This window comes from Mixta gaviniae, assembly GCF_002953195.1.
GTDB lineage: Bacteria > Pseudomonadota > Gammaproteobacteria > Enterobacterales > Enterobacteriaceae > Mixta > Mixta gaviniae.
On sequence record NZ_CP026377.1, the window covers coordinates 1323884 to 1342433 of the forward strand.

Annotated in this window: 19 protein-coding genes; 6 read left to right on the plus strand and 13 right to left on the minus strand. The window is 61.3% G+C overall.

Annotation, left to right across the window (positions count from 1 at the left end; genetic code table 11):
• The first annotated feature begins 86 nt into the window (after positions 1-86).
• The gene (locus C2E15_RS06085) at positions 87-950 is read left to right on the plus strand and encodes a LysR family transcriptional regulator (protein WP_104956578.1); all 864 of its coding nucleotides are present in this window, start codon (positions 87-89) and stop codon (positions 948-950) included.
• On the opposite strand, the gene ybaK is transcribed toward C2E15_RS06085, so the two are convergent.
• The 3 genes from ybaK to copA all read right to left on the minus strand — a co-directional run bounded on the left by ybaK (position 947) and on the right by copA (position 5239).
• Entirely contained in the window at positions 947-1426 is a 480-nt protein-coding gene (ybaK, locus tag C2E15_RS06090; protein WP_104956579.1) for a Cys-tRNA(Pro)/Cys-tRNA(Cys) deacylase YbaK, read from the minus strand. The genes C2E15_RS06085 and ybaK overlap by 4 nt on opposite strands.
• Positions 1427-1594: 168 nt before the next feature.
• Positions 1595-2398 carry a TraB/GumN family protein gene (locus tag C2E15_RS06095; RefSeq protein WP_104956580.1) on the minus strand — a complete coding sequence of 268 codons (804 nt, stop codon included), beginning with the start codon at positions 2396-2398 and terminating at the stop codon, positions 1595-1597.
• 78 nt (positions 2399-2476) lie between these two features.
• On the minus strand, positions 2477-5239 hold the full coding sequence (copA, locus tag C2E15_RS06100) for a copper-exporting P-type ATPase CopA (RefSeq protein WP_104956581.1): 2763 nt from the start codon (positions 5237-5239) through the stop codon (positions 2477-2479).
• A gap of 358 nt (positions 5240-5597) precedes the next feature.
• Between copA and C2E15_RS21290 the strand changes: the two genes are divergently transcribed.
• Entirely contained in the window at positions 5598-5909 is a 312-nt protein-coding gene (locus C2E15_RS21290; protein ID WP_146108534.1) for a hypothetical protein, read from the plus strand.
• A gap of 22 nt (positions 5910-5931) precedes the next feature.
• On the opposite strand, the gene C2E15_RS06105 is transcribed toward C2E15_RS21290, so the two are convergent.
• Positions 5932-6231 (minus strand): TM2 domain-containing protein, encoded by a 300-nt coding sequence (locus C2E15_RS06105; RefSeq protein ID WP_104956582.1) that lies wholly within the window; start codon positions 6229-6231, stop codon positions 5932-5934.
• Positions 6232-6602: 371 nt separating this feature from the next.
• Between C2E15_RS06105 and cueR the strand changes: the two genes are divergently transcribed.
• Positions 6603-7010: a Cu(I)-responsive transcriptional regulator gene (gene cueR / locus C2E15_RS06110; protein ID WP_104956583.1), complete on the plus strand. Its 408-nt coding sequence runs from the start codon at positions 6603-6605 to the stop codon at positions 7008-7010.
• Here the strand turns inward: cueR and C2E15_RS06115 are convergent.
• Genes C2E15_RS06115 through tesA form a run of 5 tightly spaced genes read right to left on the minus strand, consistent with a single transcriptional unit; the run spans position 7007 to position 10802 of the window.
• Positions 7007-7465: an NfeD family protein gene (locus C2E15_RS06115; RefSeq protein ID WP_104959094.1), complete on the minus strand. Its 459-nt coding sequence runs from the start codon at positions 7463-7465 to the stop codon at positions 7007-7009. The genes cueR and C2E15_RS06115 overlap by 4 nt on opposite strands.
• A complete protein-coding gene (locus C2E15_RS06120; RefSeq protein WP_104956584.1) occupies positions 7465-8382 on the minus strand; it encodes an SPFH domain-containing protein in 918 nt (305 codons plus the stop codon). The genes C2E15_RS06115 and C2E15_RS06120 overlap by 1 nt, the downstream gene beginning before the upstream one ends.
• A gap of 53 nt (positions 8383-8435) precedes the next feature.
• Positions 8436-9293: a co-chaperone YbbN gene (locus C2E15_RS06125; protein ID WP_104956585.1), complete on the minus strand. Its 858-nt coding sequence runs from the start codon at positions 9291-9293 to the stop codon at positions 8436-8438.
• Positions 9294-9349: 56 nt separating this feature from the next.
• The gene (locus C2E15_RS06130) at positions 9350-10147 is read right to left on the minus strand and encodes an SDR family oxidoreductase (protein ID WP_104956586.1); all 798 of its coding nucleotides are present in this window, start codon (positions 10145-10147) and stop codon (positions 9350-9352) included.
• 28 nt (positions 10148-10175) lie between these two features.
• On the minus strand, positions 10176-10802 hold the full coding sequence (gene tesA / locus C2E15_RS06135) for a multifunctional acyl-CoA thioesterase I/protease I/lysophospholipase L1 (protein WP_174705690.1): 627 nt from the start codon (positions 10800-10802) through the stop codon (positions 10176-10178).
• Between tesA and ybbA the strand changes: the two genes are divergently transcribed.
• Both ybbA and ybbP read left to right on the plus strand, forming a co-directional pair.
• Positions 10770-11456 carry a putative ABC transporter ATP-binding protein YbbA gene (ybbA, locus tag C2E15_RS06140; RefSeq protein WP_104959096.1) on the plus strand — a complete coding sequence of 229 codons (687 nt, stop codon included), beginning with the start codon at positions 10770-10772 and terminating at the stop codon, positions 11454-11456. The genes tesA and ybbA overlap by 33 nt on opposite strands.
• On the plus strand, positions 11453-13861 hold the full coding sequence (gene ybbP, locus C2E15_RS06145; protein WP_104956587.1) for a putative ABC transporter permease subunit YbbP: 2409 nt from the start codon (positions 11453-11455) through the stop codon (positions 13859-13861). Before ybbA ends, ybbP begins: the two co-directional genes overlap by 4 nt.
• Before the next feature lie 71 nt (positions 13862-13932).
• Here ybbP and purK read toward each other — a convergent pair whose 3' ends face one another.
• From purK to ppiB, 4 genes are all read right to left on the minus strand, one after another.
• Positions 13933-15000, minus strand: a complete 1068-nt coding sequence (purK, locus tag C2E15_RS06150) for a 5-(carboxyamino)imidazole ribonucleotide synthase (RefSeq protein WP_104956588.1) — start codon at positions 14998-15000, stop codon at positions 13933-13935.
• Entirely contained in the window at positions 14997-15506 is a 510-nt protein-coding gene (gene purE / locus C2E15_RS06155) for a 5-(carboxyamino)imidazole ribonucleotide mutase (protein ID WP_104956589.1), read from the minus strand. The genes purK and purE overlap by 4 nt, the downstream gene beginning before the upstream one ends.
• A 144-nt stretch (positions 15507-15650) precedes the next feature.
• On the minus strand, positions 15651-16367 hold the full coding sequence (gene lpxH / locus C2E15_RS06160) for a UDP-2,3-diacylglucosamine diphosphatase (RefSeq protein WP_104956590.1): 717 nt from the start codon (positions 16365-16367) through the stop codon (positions 15651-15653).
• Complete coding sequence (gene ppiB, locus C2E15_RS06165; protein ID WP_104956591.1) at positions 16367-16861, minus strand: peptidylprolyl isomerase B; 495 nt, start codon at positions 16859-16861, stop codon at positions 16367-16369. The genes lpxH and ppiB overlap by 1 nt, the downstream gene beginning before the upstream one ends.
• Before the next feature lie 245 nt (positions 16862-17106).
• Between ppiB and cysS the strand changes: the two genes are divergently transcribed.
• Positions 17107-18489, plus strand: coding sequence for a cysteine--tRNA ligase (cysS, locus tag C2E15_RS06170; RefSeq protein ID WP_104956592.1), 1383 nt, complete (start codon positions 17107-17109; stop codon positions 18487-18489).
• The last annotated feature ends 61 nt before the right edge of the window (positions 18490-18550 follow it).

The window sequence follows — 18550 nt, forward strand, 5'->3', positions numbered from 1 at the left end:
AATGTCTCCTTAGTTTAAGGGGGCATATTTTCCGGCCTGCTTCAGCTAAAATAAAATGAACTCCCATCGATAAAAGCGATAGAACGATGCGTTATTTACCGGAATCATTACAGGCTTTTGTGCAGGCGGTTGAGAAGGGATCTTTTTCCGCCGCGGCGCGCGTGCTGGGAAAAAGCCAGTCTACCGTCAGCGCCGCCATCGCCAACCTGGAGGCGGATCTGGGCTTTAAGCTGTTTCACCGCGAAGGCCGGGAGCCGGTATTAACCGAAGCTGGCACGCGGGCGCTGCGGCAGGTAGAGGAGATCCTCGCCGCCAGCCAGCGGCTGGATGAACTGGCGGTCAGGCTGTCAGACAACATTGAACCGCGGCTCAGCATGGCGATCTCCGATTTCTGGCAGGCTGACCACCATGAACAGCTGCTGAGGCAGTTTGCCACGCGCTATCCCCATATCGAATTTGAATGCATGATCGCCGAGGATGAGGACGTTATCGATCTGCTGCAAAGCGGGCGCATTCATCTGGGCGTGATACGCGTGCAGTCGCGGCTGCCCGCCACGATCGCCGCGTCGCGTTTGCAGGTGCAGCCGCAGATGGAAGTATTTATTCATCGCGATCATCCGCTGGCGGCGCAGGCGCAAGTCAGCCAGGCGGAGCTGGACCGCATCCGACGGCTGCAGCTGAATACCTGGATCGGCAGGGAGAGCCGGGCGAGCGGGCCGGTATGGTCCGCGCCCTCTTATCTGCTGCTGTTAGAGATGGCGGAGCAGGGGTTCGGCTGGTCTATCCTGCCGCGCTGGCTGGTGGAGCAGTTTGGCCACGGTATTCTGCAGGCGCTGCCGGTGGCAGGCTGGCCGCAGAGCATCGCGGTGGACGCGGTATGGTCGACCCGCACGCCGCCGGGGCCGGCGGGGCGCTGGATGATCGATCGGCTCTGCGCGCAGCGCGCCTAATCGCGACGGGCGATATCGGCCAGCGTCGCCTCCAGCAGCGCGGCCAGATCGCTGGCGGCCAGCTCAATATCCAGCCCGCGTTTACCGCCGGAGATAAAAATGGTCGGGAAGCGGGCGGCCTGCGCATCGATCACTGTCGGCAGCCGCTTTTTCTGCCCCAGCGGGCTGATGCCGCCAATCAGATAGCCGGTAACGCGCTGCGCCAGCTGTGGATCGGCCATCTCCGCTTTTTTTGCCCCCAGCGCCTTCGCCACTTTTTTTAAATCAAGCTGGCTGGCGACCGGCGTTACCGCAACGGCGAGGTGTTTGGCGTCGCCATTTAGCGCCACCAGCAGCGTTTTATATACCTGCTGCGCATCCAGATTGAGCTTGCGCACCGCCTCGTCGCCGAAGTTGGTTTCATGGCTGTCATGCTCGTAAGGATGCAGCGTAAAAGGGATCTTTTGCTTTTCCAGTAGTTTTATCGCAGGGGTCATCGCCTATTCCTGACAGTGAAAACTTACAAATTGGTGAAAAATAGCGCTGGTGAAATCGCAGGCTTTAGAGGAAAATTGCCCTCGCGTCAGCGATGCATTTGCTGATGAATAACTAAAATCATAAACACATTCCTCTTTGACGGGCCGATAGCAATATTGGCCTTTTTTTTATTTACGCCTCAGCAGCGCCGGTAAATTATTCTCGCCATACAGATGCAGCGCGCCGACTGCCACCACGTAACGGCCCGGCGGCAGCGCGCGCAGCTGCGTGTTCCAGCGCTGGTTGCGCTGGCTCATCAACACATCGTTCAGTTCGTTGCTGAAGGTGTTCGGCAGCGCCGCCCGGCTTGGCTGCGGCGGCTTCTCCAGCCACCAGCTGATCATGGTCTGTAACAGTCGGGCGTTGGTGTGCCAGTGTTCCAGCGTATCGGCCAGCAGCGAGCGGCCATTTTCCGGCAGCGCCTTCAGCAGGTCGAGCTGCTCGCCGGCGCCCTCCAGCTCGATCACCCGGCGTCCCTGCGCATGGGCCGACTGCAGCAGCTGATAATCGATACCGTAATCAGGGCGCAGACCGAGCCGCTGCGCCTGGTGCGCCTGCAGCATCAACGCAACCTGCCAGGCGGGAAGAGGATCGAGCTGCTCCAGGCCGAGCTGAAACTCGTCGCACAGGCGCGCCAGGCGCTGCAGGGTCGCCGCGTCCAGCCGCTCCGCCAGCGGCGGCTGCGGTTCGCTGTAGCTGAATGGCGACGCGCTGCCGGTAATATCCGCCTCGACAATCAGGGCGTCCGCTTTTTCCAGGCGGCTCAGCAGGCCGGGCGGCAGCGGCATCATATTACGCGTGCCCATATGGATACTGCCCACCAGATGCAACTGCCGGTTGCCCGGCAGCCAGACGTCGGTCGCCGGCCAGCGGTAGGACGTCGGCAGCAGCCGGTGATACAGCGCCTTCAGGCTATAGAGCCAGTTATCCATTCTTCCACCCGATTCCACCTATAAACACGCCATGCTAGCGGTTTCATCTGCCGATGAACAGGCGAAAGCGTAAGCGTATTATTCAGCCGGGGGCCGATAGCGCAACAGCCGGTTGGCATTGCTGACCACGGTGATGGAGGAGAGCGCCATAGCGGCACCGGCGATCACCGGGCTTAACAGCGTGCCGGTCAGCGGCCAAAGCACGCCGGCGGCGATCGGGATCCCCAGCGAGTTGTAAATAAACGCGCCGAGCAGGTTCTGTTTCATGTTGCGCAGCGTCGCTTTGGCGATGGCCAGCGCATCAACCACACTGTGCAGATCGTGACGCATCAGGGTAATGGCGGCGGTTTCAATCGCCACATCGCTGCCGCCGCCCATGGCGATGCCGACATCGGCCTGCGCCAGCGCCGGGGCGTCATTGATGCCGTCGCCGATCATTGCGACTTTGTGGCCCGCCTGCTGCAGACGGCGGATCGCCTCCGCCTTGCCATCCGGCAGAACGCCGGCGATCACTTCATCCAGCCCCGCCTCCTGCGCAATGGCGCGCGCGGTTTTTTCATTATCGCCGGTCAGCATTATCAGGCGGTAACCCAGCCCGTGCAGGCGCTGCAGCGCGCTGACGCTTTCGTCACGCAGCGGATCGCGGATCGCCAGCAGCCCCGCCAGCCGGCCCTCGACGGCGAGAAACACCGGTGTCGCGCCTTTGGCCGCCAGCTCATCGGCCAGCGCGGCGGCCGGGGCGGTGTTTACCTGTTGCTGCGCCAGCAGCGCCGCATTGCCGAGCAGCATCGGTTTGTTCTCCAGCGTTGCGCTGAGGCCGAGGCCGCGCAGGCTACGGAACAGGCTGCTTTCCGGCAGCGCGCCTTCGCCGGCGCGCTCGCGTATCGCCTTCGCCAGCGGATGGTTCGACCCCTGCTCCAGCGCCGCCGCCCAGCGCAGCACCTGCGTCTCGCTGAAGCCTTCAAAGGCGACGATCTGCGTCACCTGCGGTGCGCCCTGCGTCAGGGTACCGGTTTTATCGAATACCAGCGTATCCAGTTCACTGGCGCGCTGCAGGGCATCGGCGTCACGCACCAGTACGCCGAACTCCGCCGCACGGCCGACGCCGGCGATGATCGACATCGGCGTGGCGAGGCCCAGCGCGCAGGGGCAAGCGATAATCAGCACGGTAGTGGCGATCACCAGCATGTAGACCAGCGACGGTTGCGGCCCGAAGAGATACCAGACGGCGGCGCTGAACAGGGCGATCAACACCACTGCCGGCACAAATACCGCTGAGATACGATCGGCCAGCTGACCAATCGCCGGCTTGCTGCTTTGCGCCTGGCGTACCAGCTGAATAATGCGCGACAACGTGGTGTTTTTGCCGATCGCGCTGGCGCGAAACAGCAGGGTGCCATCCTGTACCAGGGTGCCGGCATGGATCGCTTCGCCCTGCGTTTTATACTGCGGCAGCGGTTCGCCAGTCAGCATCGACTCTTCCATCCAGGCTTCGCCTTCGCTAATCACGCCGTCAACCGGTACGCGATCGCCCGCTGTCAGACGTAATATCATGCCCAGCTGCACCTCGGTGAGCGGCACGGTTTTTTCGCCGTTTGCCGTTACCACACGCGCCGTTGCCGGAGTTAAGTCCAGCAGGCGCTCCAGCGCTTTTGAGGAGCGCTGACGCGCGCGCTGCTCCAGCGCATGACCGAGGTTAATCAGGCCGATAATCATCGCGCTGGCTTCATAGTAAAGGTGGCGCGCGGCGGCGGGAAAGAAATCGGGCCACAGATTGACGCTGATGGAGTAGAGCCAGGCAGTGAGGGTGCCGAGCGCCACCAGCGTATCCATGGTCGCCGAGCCATTGCGCAGGCTGCGCCAGGCGCTGCGATAGAAGTGGCCGCCGGCAATCACCATGACCAACAGCGTCAGAATGCCGACCGTCAGCCAGCCGCTGCGGTTGCTGGCGGTCAGCATCATGTTGTCGCCAAACAGGCCGTAGATCATCAGCGGTACGCCCAGCGCCAGCGCCAGCGCCGACTGCCAGCTAAAGCGGCGCATTGCCTGACGGGCGCTAAGCTGTTGCTTCTCGCGGCGTTCGCTTTCATCGCCAATCACTTCCGCGCCGTAGCCGGCGTTAACCACGGCGGAAACCAGCGCTTCCGGCTGCGGCGAGCCGATCACCAGCGCGCTGCGCTCGGCAAGGTTGACGCGCGCCTGCTGCACGCCTTCCACCTGCGCCAGCGCTTTTTCCACCCGGCTGACGCAGCTGGCGCAGCTCATTCCGTCAATCAGTAGCTGATAATTTTCCGCGGCCGCATCAGCCTGCGCCGGAAGCGGAGAATGTTGCACCGGGCTGTTTTCCGGCGAAAGCGGAGTAGGGGGTGTTGAGCTGTTTTCTGCCGGAGGAGGGAGATCTTTCTCGCGTGTTTTCGTTGAAGGCGGGGCATTCCCTGCCAGGCTGTTTTCCGCCGAAAGCGGGGCAGGAGGTATTGAGCTGTTTTCTGCCGGACGCGGGGGATCTTCCACACGCGCTTTCGTTGAAAGCGGGGCATTCCCCGCCGGGCTGTTTTCTGCCGGAAGCGTGGAGATCTCCGCTGTCAGCGCTTCCGGCGTCGGGTCTGATTCTGTCAGCGGTTCAGCCTTTGGGCGCGCGCCTTCCTGGCTGCTGGCCTGATAGCCCGCCTGTTCCACGGTGGCGATCAGGGCTTCCGCCGAGGCGTCGCCGGTTACGCGCGCTTCATTCAGCGATACTTCAGCCTGTTGCACATCTTCGCGCTGCTCCAGCGCTTCTTTAACGCGTTTAACGCAGTGGCCGCAGGAAAGGCCGTCCAGCGTTAACAGAGTGGTATGTGACATAAAACATCTCCTTTCTGCCTGGGCAGAATCAATGACTGGAACCATAAGGGTAAACCTTCCCTCAAGGGTAAGGTCAAGTTTCCTCAGTGCGAGGTGGCCGGCGCAATAGCGAACGCCGCTTTTGCTGGCGCGAAACGGGATACGTGAAACGGGATATATGATAAGTGACATGCAGATGGATATCGACAGGGGCACAGGACAAGGACACGGAACAGGGACAGAGACACGGAACAGGGACGGGGACAGGAATTAAACGGCCTCGCCCCGGGGTGCGCAAGCGCCGGCAGTCCTCAGTTAAACGGCTTCTGCCTACGGCGAGAACAGACGAAGGGAGGGGCGCTGCCATCACCGGCGGGCTATGGTGTTTGCAACAACGGCGCGGCTTATAGCGCACAGTACCGCCTTGCCAGCGCTTTTTCGCAACAACGGTGCGGGCTATATTACACCGCACCGTTATTTCAGTGCTTTTTGGCAACAACGGCGCAGTTTTATTGCAGTGTGCTACTTTGCCAGTGTTTTTTGGCAACAACGGCGCGGTTTTGTTGCAGCGAGCTATTTTGCCAGCGCTTTTTCGCGACAACGGCGCGGTTTTATTGCAGCGAGCTACTTTGCCAGTGCTTTTTCGCGACAACGGCGTCACTTCTATTGCCGCCGCTTTGCCAGTGATTAATACTTTTATTTAACCTTTTTTATCAGCCATATTTACGTGCAAAGTGTTCATCGGAAGAACAGAGGTAAATAATGAATTCAATAAAAGCGATAATCGAGGGAATAAACGTCCAGAAAAAGAGGAGATATAAAATGCCCTGTCCGGTTTTTCCTAAATAGAATTTATGGGCGCCGAATCCACCAAGGAAAAAGGCGAGCAGAGCGGCGGAGATGCGGCTCTTACCACTGCCTGGCGCGCTCTGGGTTGCGCCGCAGCCGGGGCAGGCCTGCGCGCTGCTGTGAATTTGCTTGCCGCAGCTGCGGCAGAAGATCATATCAGACATAGTTTTTCCTGTTTTATTAATGGGTGAAAAAGCAGCGTATTCTATATTTTTTATTCATCGGGCTAATTTGATCCATATCACTTTCATTCGGTAAAAAATAATGTCCGGGGCAGGTTGAGTTCTGGTGAAAAATGGAAAGAATTATCGCTGCCCGTCATAAACAGGTTAAGCCGCCGCACAGAAAATAAATAAAAACCCGACAATCTCTTATAAAATATTTTCTGCCACTCGCGCTTGCTGTGAGGCCATTCAGTCGCGAAGCGCGGGTTTCAGTTTCGGTCACTGGCGAATAGCGTTATAAATGAAGGGTGACGGACTCAGGCTGTCAGGGCGGGAAGCGCAGGCTCTCCATAATCAACCGAAGGGGATGCATGAACATTAGCGATGTAGCGAAAAAAACCGGCTTAACCAGCAAGGCAATCCGTTTTTATGAAGAGAAGGGGCTGGTCACGCCGCCGCTGCGCAGCGAGAACGGGTATCGCAGCTACACCGCGCGCCATCTGGAGGAGTTAACGCTGTTGCGCCAGGCGCGTCAGGTCGGTTTCAATCTTGATGAGTGTCGGGAGCTGGTGCATCTGTTCAACGATCCGGCGCGTCACAGCGCAGATGTAAAAGCGCGCACGCTACAGAAGGTTAAAGAGATTGAGGCGCATATTCTTGAGCTGAATCTCATGCGGGAGCGCTTGCTGGCGCTGGCGGAAAGTTGTCCCGGCGACGAGAGTGCGGACTGCCCGATTATCAATAACCTGGCCGGTTGCTGCCATCGCGCCGCGCGCTAACGCGGCGCCTCCTGCGGCACGATGCGCAAGGTTACCCCCTCCACGCCGGTGACGACCACCCGCGTGCCGGCAGGCAGGTCGCTTTCAGCCTGCACACGCCAGCTGCCGTCGCCAATGCGTACATGCCCCAGACCGTTCACCAGCCCTTCCGACAGCGTCAGCGACACGCCTCTCATCTGCTGCGCGCGCTGATTTAAATGCATATCCGGCTGTCGCTGCTGGCGGTGTGCCAGCCAGCGATACCAGAGAAAGGCGGCGGCCAGCGTCAGCAGCGCGAACAGCACGCCCTGCGTCTCCCAGGAGAAAGGCAGCGCCCAGCGCACCAGCCCCACCGTTAACGCGGCGATGCCGCTCCACAGCAGGTAGCCGCTGGTGCCGAGCATTTCGGCGATCAGCAGCAGCCCGCCCAGCGTCAGCCAGAACCAGTGCGGATGATTGACGAGGGCGGCCAGCATCATCTGTCGCCCCGCGCAGGCCGGGTTTCATTCAGCAGCTCGCTGATGCCGGCAATAGAACCCATAATGCTGGTGGCATCCAGCGGCATCAATACCACTTTACTGTTATCAGCCGAGCCAATTTTTTGCAGCGCGTCGGTATATTTCTGCGCCACAAAGTAGTTCACCGCCTGCACGTTGCCGGCGGCGATCGCTTCTGAGACCATGGTAGTGGCGCGCGCTTCCGCTTCCGCGGCGCGCTCGCGCGCCTCCGCCTGTAAAAACGCCGCCTGGCGCTCGCCCTCCGCCTTAAGGATCTCCGACTGCTTCTCACCCTCGGCGCGTAAAATCGCCGCCTGACGGATGCCTTCCGCCGCCAGAATATCGGCGCGCTTGGTGCGCTCCGCCTTCATCTGGGCGTTCATCGCCGCAATCAGCTCCTGCGGCGGACGCACATCGCGGATTTCGATGCGCGTCACCTTCACGCCCCACGGGTTGGTCGCCTCATCAACGATATGCAGCAAGCGGGTATTGATGCTGTCGCGCTGCGACAGCATCTCGTCCAGCTCCATCGAGCCCAGCACCGTGCGGATATTGGTCATCGTCAGGTTGATAATCGCCTGCGCCAGGTTGCTCACCTCATAGGCGGCGCGCGCCGGATCCACCACCTGAATAAAACAGACGGCATCGATGGTAACGTTGGCGTTATCTTTGGAAATCACTTCCTGGGAGGGCACATCCAGCACTTGCTCCATCATATTGATTTTGCGGCCGATGCGATCCATAAAGGGCACCACAAGATTGAGGCCCGGCTGCAGCGTTTTGGTATAGCGGCCAAAGCGCTCGACGGTCCACTGGTAGCCCTGCGGGACAATTTTCACGCCTGCCCAGACGACAATCAGCGCGACAACGATAAGAACGGGAATAACGGCGAACATATAACCTCCGGACTGTCGTAAGACGGGCCGTTTCCCTGGCCCGTATTAGCGGATTAGTAGAGCAGGGAGTATAACAGGCGACGATATTTGGCCGCCAGCGCGTCGCCAGTGCCCAGCGCCGCGAGGATTTCCTGCAGCATCTTGCGCGCCTGTCCATCCGCCGCGTTGAGATCTTTCCTCAGATGGGTGTAAAGCAGCTCCAGCGCCTCTTCGTTACGGCCCACCTGATGCAGCTGCAGCGCCAGTTTGCTGGCGAGATCGGCGTTGTCCGGATCGCTCTCCAGCTGCTGCTGCAGCTGCTGGATTTCCGGCGTGTCGGCCGCCTGCTTCAGCAGATCGATCTGCGCCATCAGCCCCTGATAGCGGGTATCCTGATCCTGCAACGGCACCACTTTCAGCACCGCTTCCGCTTCGTCGCTGCGGTTAAGGCTGATCAGCACTTCGGCCAGCAAAAAGCCGATTTCGCTCGACTGTTTGCTGAGCTGCCAGGCCTCTTTCAACAGCGGTAGTGCATCCAGCGTTTTACCCTGCTGCACCAGCTCCATCGCCTGCTGCGCTTTCAGCTCTTCTTCGCGCGGCAGCACTTTCTCCAGCAGCGTGCGGATCGCCTCTTCCGGCTGCGGCCCCTGGAAGCCGTCTACCGGCTGGCCGTTCTGGAACAGATAAACGGTAGGGATAGCACGCAGGCCGAACTGCGAGGCCACCATCGGCTCATTATCGCAGTCGAGCTTCGCCAGCACGAACTGGCCCGCATACTCCTGCGCCAGCCGTTCCAGCACCGGCGTCAACTGCTGGCAGTGCTGGCTACGATCGGACCAGAAATAGAACAGCACCGGCACCGTCATGGATTGTTCCAGCGCCTGCTGCAGATTGGATTCGTTGATATCGATAATCGAAGCGTGTAGTGACATGTATGCGTCTCTTTGTCTGATGACTTTGTTACGATATTGGGGCGGCGCGCCCGGCTTCAAGCAGAATTTGCCTTGTCGCGCGAGTCGCCGCGTAAAATGCGATCCAGCATCCAGCCTGGCAGAAAGCGTCGCAGCCAGCTCATCGCATGCGCGACCAGCGTCACAGGATAGCGCAGGCGCGGCGAGCGGCTCTCCAGCGCGTGACGCAGCTTCGGCAGAATCGCTTCCGGCGGCAGGGTAAAGCGCGCCGCAATGCCGGGGTTGCGCACCGGTTTATCGCGCTGCGTCTGATTGACGTTATCCGTAAAGCGGGTATGGATAGGGCCGGGTTCGATCAGGCTGACGCGTATGCCGCTACCGTGCAGCTCCATGCGCAGGGCGTCGGCCCAGGCCTCCAGTGCATATTTGCTGGCGGCGTAGGCGCCGCGCCCGGGGGTCGAGATCAGCCCCATCACCGAACTGGTATTGATGATGCGCGCTTCGCCGCTGGCGCGCAGCGCGGGCAGCAGCAGCATCGTCAGCTGGTGGGTGCCAAACAGATTGCTGGCGAACTGCTGCTCCAGCTGCCGGCGTGACAGGCTCTCCAGTGGGCCGTAAACGCCGTAGCCGGCATTATTAAACAGTGCATAGAGCCGGTTGCCGGTTAGGGCAATCACCTGTTCGGCGGCGCGGACGACGCTCTGCTCATCATCCAAATCAAGCTGGATGCCGCAAAAACCCAGTTCTTCCATGCGCGCTACGTCCGCCTCTTTGCGGCAGGCGGCCAGCACGCGATAGCCGCGCATCAACAGATCGTTGGCGGCCACCAGGCCGATGCCGCTGGAGCAGCCGGTGATTAACACGTTTTTTTGCATAACTTTACGTCTCTGGCTTCGTTGCCCTTCAGGACTCATGTTTAACTAAAGGCGTCAGCGCCTTATCCATCAGCTCGGTAATAAAATCTTGCGCATCGGGCGCCGGATGAATGCCGTCCTGCTGCATCCAGCGGGGCTGAAGATAGACCTGCTCCATAAAAAAGGGCACCAGCGGCACCTTGTACTGCTGCGCCAGTTTGGGATAGATATTACTGAAGGCTTCGGTATAGCGGCGGCCATAGTTCGCCGGCAGACGAATCTGCATCAGCAGCGGTTCGGCATTGGCGGCCTGCACCGCCGTGATGATTTTGCGCAAATCCTGTTCAATATTTTGCGGCGGGAAGCCGCGCAGCCCATCATTACCGCCCAGCTCGATCAAAACCCAGCGCGGCTTATGCTGCTGTAGCAGCGCCGGCAGGCGCGCCAGGCCCTGCGCCGCGGTATCGCCGCTGATGCTGCCGTTCACCACCTGTGGCTGCTGCTGCCACTTTTTATCCAGCCGCGCGGGCCACGCTTCGCCGGCAGACATGCGATAGCCGGCGCTCAGGCTGTCGCCCAGCACCAGCAGGGTATCGGCCGACGCAACGCGTGCCAGCAACAGTAACAACAACAGGAAGGGATAATGCCAGCGGAAAACATTGTTGAAGTTCATCATCTTACTAAATCCGTCGGTGAAGGGGAGCATCAGTTGTTCATCCTTACCGGAGTTGACCTGGTTGTCAAACCGGGGGAGAGCATTGCCCTGATTGGCGAGTCCGGATCCGGTAAATCGACGCTGCTGGGCATTCTGGCCGGGCTGGATGACGGCAGCAGCGGCGAAGTGCGGCTCTGCGGCCAGTCGCTGCCGCAGATGAATGAGGAGCAGCGCGCCGCGCTGCGCGCGCGCCATGTCGGTTTTGTCTTTCAGTCTTTTATGCTGGTGCCGACGCTGAGCGCGCTGGAGAACGTGCAGCTGCCGGCGCTGCTGCGCGGCGAATCGGACCGGCAGAGCCGCGAGCAGGCGCAAACCCTGCTGGCGCAGCTCGGGCTCGGCAAACGGCTCCACCACCTGCCGACGCAGCTCTCCGGCGGCGAGCAGCAGCGCGTGGCGCTGGCGCGCGCCTTCAGCGGCCGTCCCGACGTGCTGTTCGCCGATGAGCCGACCGGCAACCTCGATCGTCAAACCGGCGACCGCATCGCCGATCTGCTGTTTTCGATGAACCGCGACAGCGCCACCACGCTGATCCTCGTCACGCACGACGCGCAGCTGGCGGCGCGCTGCGATCGTCGGCTGCGCGTCCGCGACGGCAAACTGTGGGAGGAAGCATGATTTGGCGCTGGTTCTGGCGCGAGTGGCGTTCGCCCTCGCTGCTGATCGTCTGGCTGGCGCTGACGCTGTCGGTAGCCTGTGTGCTGGCGTTGGGCACCCTCGGCGACCGTATGGAAAAAGGCCTTACCCAGCAGAGCCGCGAGTTTATGGCGGGCGATCGCACGCTGCGCAGCAGCCACAGCGCGCCGCAGGCATGGCTGGAAGAAGCGCGGCGGCAGGGGCTGAAACTCTCCGCGCAGCTGACCTTTATGACCATGACTTTTGCCGGCGACAATCCGCAGCTGGCGGCGATCAAGGCGGTGGACGTCAGCTATCCGATGTTTGGCGAATTGCGCACCGAACCGGCCGGCCTGAAGCCCGAGCCGGGCAGCGTGCTGCTGGCGCCGCGGCTGATGGCGCTGCTGGCGGTGAAGCCCGGCGACGAGCTGGAGGTGGGCGATGCCCGTTTACGCGTCGCCGGCGCGGTTTTACAGGAGCCGGACGCCGGCTTTAATCCTTTTCAGACCGCGCCGCGCCTGCTGATGAACCTGGCGGACGTGGAGAAAACCGGCGCCATCCAGCCCGGCAGTCGGGTGGCCTGGCGTTATAAGTTCGCCGGCGAGGCCGATGCGCTCAGCCGCTATGACCGCTGGATCACGCCGCAGCTGAAAAGCGATCAGCGCTGGCTCAGCGTGGAAAACTCCGAGGATGCGCTGGGGCGTTCAATGCAGCGCGCCCAGCAGTTTCTGCTGCTGTCGGCGCTGCTGACCCTGCTGCTCTCCGTCGCAGCGGTGGCGGTAGCGATGAGCCACTACTGCCGCAGCCGCTACGATCTGGTGGCGGTGCTGAAGACGCTGGGCGCCGGTGGCGGGGCGCTGCGGCGGCTGATCGTCGGCCAGTGGCTGGCGGTGCTGCTGCTGGCCGCGCTGGCCGGCAGCGCGCTGGGCATCGGGTTTGAAGCGCTGTTGCTACGGATGCTGCGTCCGGTGCTGCCCGGCGAACTGCCGGCGGCCGGGATCTGGCCCTGGATCTGGGCGCTGGGGGCGCTGTTTGTGATCTCGCTGCTGGTGGGGCTGCGCCCCTATCGTCTGCTGCTGGCGACACAGCCGCTGCGCGTGCTGCGGCAGGACGCCATCGCGCCGGTCTGGCCGCTGCGCTACTATCTGCCCACGATGGCACTGGTGGTGGTCGCGCTGCTGGTGCTACTGGTGGGCAACAGTAAACTGCTCTGGGCGCTGCTGGGCGGCATTGTGCTGCTGGCGCTGCTTTTGGCCGCGCTGGGGTGGGGGGCTCTCTGGCTGCTGGGCCGTCTGACGCTGCGCCGGCTGGCGCTGCGGCTGGCGGTGAACCGTCTGCTGCGTCAGCCCTGGGCGACACTGAGCCAGCTGGCCGCCTTTTCGCTCTCCTTTATGCTGTTGGCGCTGTTGCTGGTGCTGCGCGGCGACTTGCTTGACCGCTGGCAGCAACAGCTGCCGGCCGACAGCCCCAACTATTTCCTGCTGAATATCAGCCGCGAGCAGGTAGCGGATGTGCAGCGCTTCCTGGTGCAGCACCAGATCCAGCCCGGTACCTTTTATCCCATCGCCCGGGTACGCCTGACGGAGATCAACCATCAGGCGGCCGATCCGCGCCGCGACAGCGCGCTTAACCGCGAGCTGAATCTGACCACGCTGTCGCACCGGCCTGAGCATAATCCGATCGTCGCCGGCACGTGGCCGCCGCGCACCGGCGAGGTCTCCATGGAAGTGGAGCTGGCCGACCGGCTCGGCGTAGCCCTCGGCGATACGCTGACCTTTACCGGCGATACCCAGCAGTTCAGCGCCAAAATCAGCAGTCTGCGCAAGGTGGACTGGGAAAGCTTGCGGCCTAATTTCTTCTTTATTTTCCCGCCTGGCGCGCTGGATGAACAGCCGCAGACCTGGCTTACCAGTTTCCGGCTCGACGGCCACCCTGAGCTGCTGGCGCAGCTGAACCGCGCGTTTCCTACGCTGAGTCTGCTCGATATCGGCGCGATGATGCGCCAGATCGGCCAGATACTGACTCAGGTCAGCCAGGCGCTGGAGATCATGGTGGTGCTGGTAACCGCCTGCGGCGTTCTGCTGCTGCTGGCGCAGATTCAGGTAGGAATGCGGCAACGTCGCCAGGAGCTGGTGGTCTACCGCACTCTGGGCGCGGGCAAAAGGCTGCTGCGCGCGACGCTGTGGTGTGAGTTCGCGCTGCTGGGCATAGTGGCCGGCGGTGCGGCGGCGCTAGGGGCGGAGGCAGCGCTGTGGGGGCTGCAGCGCAAAGTGTTCGATTTTCCGTGGCAGCCCGATTACCGGCTCTGGATCGTGCTGCCGCTGAGCGGGGCGCTGCTGCTTTCACTGTGCGGCGGCTGGCTGGGCATTCGACTGCTGCGTGGCAAAGCGCTGTTCCGCAGCTTCTGACAGCAACGGCCCGGTGCGGGCCGTTAGCAGAGGATAAAAGGGGCACTGCCCGGGACGGGCAGTGCATCGGCTCAGCGCAAAATTTCCTGCGCCCAGGCGATACCGCTGGCGTACTCCGGCGGCAGCATTGGCGTCAGCGCCGTCAGCGCGGCGGCAATACGTTCGCCGTCCACATCGCTGAGGTTCAGATGGCCGACCTTGCGGCCCGGGCGCACCTCTTTTTCATACCAGTGCAGATGGGCCAGCGGCTCGCTTAACCATTGCAGGTTCAGGTCGGTACCGATCAGATTAATCATCACCGACGGCGTACTGACCACCGGCGAAGGCAGCGGCAGATCAAGAATGGCACGCAGATGCAACTCAAACTGGCTGACAGAGGCGCCGTTTTGCGTCCAGTGGCCGCTGTTATGCACGCGCGGCGCCAGTTCGTTGATCAGCAGCCCCTCCGGTGTCACAAAGCACTCCATCGCCATCACGCCGACATAGTTCAGCTCATGGAGAATGGCGCTCAGCATCCGTTCCGCCTGCTGCTGCTGCGCCTTGTCCGGCTGCGGCAGCGCCACGCTGGTGCGCAAAATGCCTTCCTGATGCAGGTTGTGCGTCAGTGGATAAAACACCGTTGCGCCGTTATGTCCGCGCGCGCCGACCAGCGACACCTCGCCGGAAAAATTGATGCCCTGCTCAACGATACACTCGCCGTAACACGCATCGGGCAGCGCGCCGGTCTCCGTCGCGCGCAGACGCCACTGGCCACGCCCGTCATAGCCGCCGGTGCGGCGCTTGACGATCGCCAGCTCGCCCAGGCGGGCGAACACCTGCGGCCACTCCTGCGCCGAGGCGAGTAATTGCCACGGCGCCGTCGCCAGGCCCAGCCGATCGAGCAGTTGTTTCTGGGTTAAGCGGTCGGCGAGCAGCGGAAAAATCTCGCGGTTAACAAAGGCCGGGTGACGTGCCAGCTCCCGCGTCAGGGCGGTTTCCGGCCAGCGTTCAATCTCAGCGGTAATCACGCTCTGCTGAATCGGCAGCGCTTCCGGCTCGGCATCCAGCCCGACCGGATAGACAGCGATCCCCAGCGGCTCGCCCGCCTGACGCAGCATACGCCCCAGCTGGCCATTTCCTAATACGCAAACCGGCTTCATGCTTCCTCCCGCGGATCCGGATTATTCAACACCTCGTCGGTCTGCGCCTGACGCCAGGCGGTCAGGCGCGTCGCCAGCTCGCCGTCATGGATCGCCAAAATCTGTGCGGCCAGCAGGGCGGCGTTGGCGGCGCCCGCCTTGCCGATCGCCAGCGTGCCGACCGGAATGCCGCGCGGCATCTGCACGATCGAGTAGAGGCTGTCGACGCCGCTCAGCGCGGCGCTCTGCACCGGCACGCCCAGCACAGGCAGCAGCGTTTTCGCCGCCAGCATGCCCGGCAGATGGGCCGCACCGCCGGCGCCTGCGATAATCACCTGATAGCCGTTCTCCGCCGCGCCTTCGGCAAAGCTGAACAGCTTATCCGGCGTGCGGTGAGCGGAAACGATTTCTACATCAAAGGGAACGGCCAGAGCGGTAAGGATTTCCGCAGCGAACTGCATAGTGGCCCAGTCACTTTTGGAACCCATGACAATGGCGATGCGGGTCGGGGCGGCGTTAAGAGACATGCGGATCTGACTCCTGTGATTATGCGAAGGTCACCGGCGTGGTTGCCACGCGGTCGGGAAGGGCACAGAGAATAGCATGTCTTAGCGGCAAGGAAAACGGTTGCGTCGGCCAATAAGCGGCACCAGAGCGGGAGGTTTCCCGCGCTAGAAAGGGAAGTGGATCAGGTTAATCGCCTGCGGCGTGACTTCAATCATCGAACCGGCGCTATGCCATGCGCCCAGCACTAAACGCTCGGCGGGCTGGCCATTCACCGTTAGCCGGTGTACCGCCGGGCGATGAGTATGGCCGTGGATCAGCCACTGCACCTGATGACGCTGCATCGCCTCGCTGACCGCCTGCGCGTTGACGTCCATAATCGCCATCGATTTCTGGCCGTTGGCGTTTTTGCTGCCATCGCGCATGCGCAGCGCGATACGCTGACGTAGCCGCAGCGGCAGGGCGAGAAACAGCTTTTGCAGCCAGCGCTGATGCACCTTGCGGCGAAAGCGCTGATAGCCTTCATCGTCGGTGCAGAGCGTGTCGCCATGCATAATCAGTACCGGACGGCCGTAGAGATGCAGCACCTGTTCCTCCGGCAGCAGCGTCATGCCGCTGACGCGGGCATAACGCTGGCCGAGCAGGAAATCGCGGTTGCCGTGAATGAAAAAGACCGGCAACGGCAGCGCGCGCAACGCTTCGGCGATCTGCTGATGCAGCGGATTGGGATCGTCATCGCCGATCCAGGCTTCAAACAGGTCGCCGAGAATGTAGAGCGCGTCGGCGCTTTGCGCTTCGCGCTGCAAAAAATGCAGAAAACCGGCAGTGATTGCCGGTTCTTCCTGACACAGATGCAGATCTGCGATAAACAGCGTGCGTGACATTACTCGCTAACGATAACTTTCTGCACGATCACGTCTTCTTTCGGCACATCCTGGTGCATGCCGCTGCGGCCGGTGGAAACGGCTTTGATCTTATCAACCACGTCCATACCTTCGACAACTTCAGCGAACACGCAGTAGCCCCAGCCCTGCAGGCTTTCGTCACGGAAGTTCAGGAAGTCGTTGTCGGCAACGTTGATGAAGAACTGCGCGGTAGCGGAATGCGGAGCGGAAGTTCGCGCCATCGCCAGCGTGCCGCGGGTGTTTTTCAGGCCGTTATTGGCTTCGTTGCGGATCTCCGCTTTGGTCGCTTTCTGTTTCATGCCTGGCTCAAAGCCGCCGCCCTGAATCATAAAGCCGTTGATCACGCGGTGAAAAATGGTGTTGTCGTAGAAACCTTCACGGCAATAATCCAGGAAGTTCTGCACGGTCGCCGGCGCTTTGTCATCAAAGGTTTTGATCACGATGTCGCCATGATTGGTCTGGAAAGTAACCATAATCTCGTCCTGTAAAGGTTGGAGTTCTTAAGATACTGCGCCCGCCTGCGCGGGCCAGTTTTAACAGACGCTCCTTATAACATAAATTCCGGGGCGGCGTCAGTAAGCGCAAAGGGGCTTTATCGGGCCTCCCGGCGCGCTTTTGGCGCTGCGCGCCTGCGTCCTTTCTTGCATTGCGTAGCGCTTACGTGAAAAATAGACCTTCTTAGTTTCGTTTATCCGCACACGCTTATACGGAAAGTTCAATGCTGAAAATTTTTAATACCCTGACGCGTCAAAAAGAGGAATTTAAACCGATCCATGCCGGCGAAGTGGGCATGTACGTGTGCGGTATTACCGTTTATGACCTGAGCCACATCGGTCACGGCCGAACCTTCGTCGCCTTCGATATCGTGGCGCGCTATCTGCGCTACAGCGGCTACCAGCTGAAATATGTGCGCAATATCACCGATATTGATGACAAGATCATCAAGCGCGCCAACGAAAATCACGAAACCGTAGAGGCGCTGACCAACCGCATGATCGCCGAGATGCATGCCGATTTCAGCGCGCTGAATATTTTGCCGCCCGATCTCGAGCCGCGCGCCACGCGCCATATCAGCGAAATCATCGAGCTGGTGGAGAAGCTGATCGCGCGCGGACACGCCTATGTGGCGAGCAACGGCGACGTCATGTTCGCCGTCGACAGCGATGCGCAATATGGCTGCCTGTCGCGCCAGGATCTGGAGCAGCTGCAGGCGGGGGCGCGCGTGGAAGTGGCCGACGTCAAACGCAACCCGATGGATTTCGTGCTGTGGAAGATGTCGAAAGCGGACGAGCCGAGCTGGCCGTCGCCGTGGGGCGCCGGACGTCCGGGCTGGCATATTGAATGCTCCGCCATGAACTGCAAGCAGCTGGGCGAGCATTTCGATATTCACGGTGGCGGATCCGACCTGATGTTCCCGCACCATGAAAATGAGATCGCGCAGTCCACCTGCGCCCATGACGGTCCTTACGTCAACTACTGGATGCACTCCGGCATGGTGATGGTCGATCGCGAAAAGATGTCCAAATCGCTGGGCAACTTCTTCACCATTCGCGACGTGCTGCAGCATTTTGACGCCGAGACGGTGCGTTACTTCCTGATGTCCGGCCACTATCGCAGCCAGCTGAATTACGGCGAAGAGAACCTGAAGCAGGCGCGCGCCGCGCTGGAGCGCCTTTACACCGCACTGCGCCATACCGACGCCAGTGCCGAACCGGCAGGCGGCGAAGCCTTTGTCGCGCGCTTCCGTGAAGCGATGGATGATGACTTCAACACGCCGGAAGCCTATTCGGTGCTGTTCGATCTGGCGCGTGACGTCAACCGCCTGAAAGCGGAAGATAAAGCCGCGGCGGACGGGCTGGCGGCGCGTCTGCGCGAACTGGCCGGCGTGCTGGGGCTGCTGACGCAGGATCCGGAGCTGTTCCTGCAGGGCGGGGAGCAGGATAACGACGAAGTGGCCGAGATCGAAGCGCTGATTAAAATGCGTAACGATGCGCGTCAGGCGAAAGACTGGGCGCAGGCGGATGTTGCGCGCGACAAGCTGAACGCGTTAGGCATCGTGCTGGAAGATGGCCCGCAGGGCACCACCTGGCGCCGCAAGTAACGCGCTTCGTCTCACACTCTCTCTGGGCCGGCGTTGACCGGCCTTTTTTTTATCCTTCATT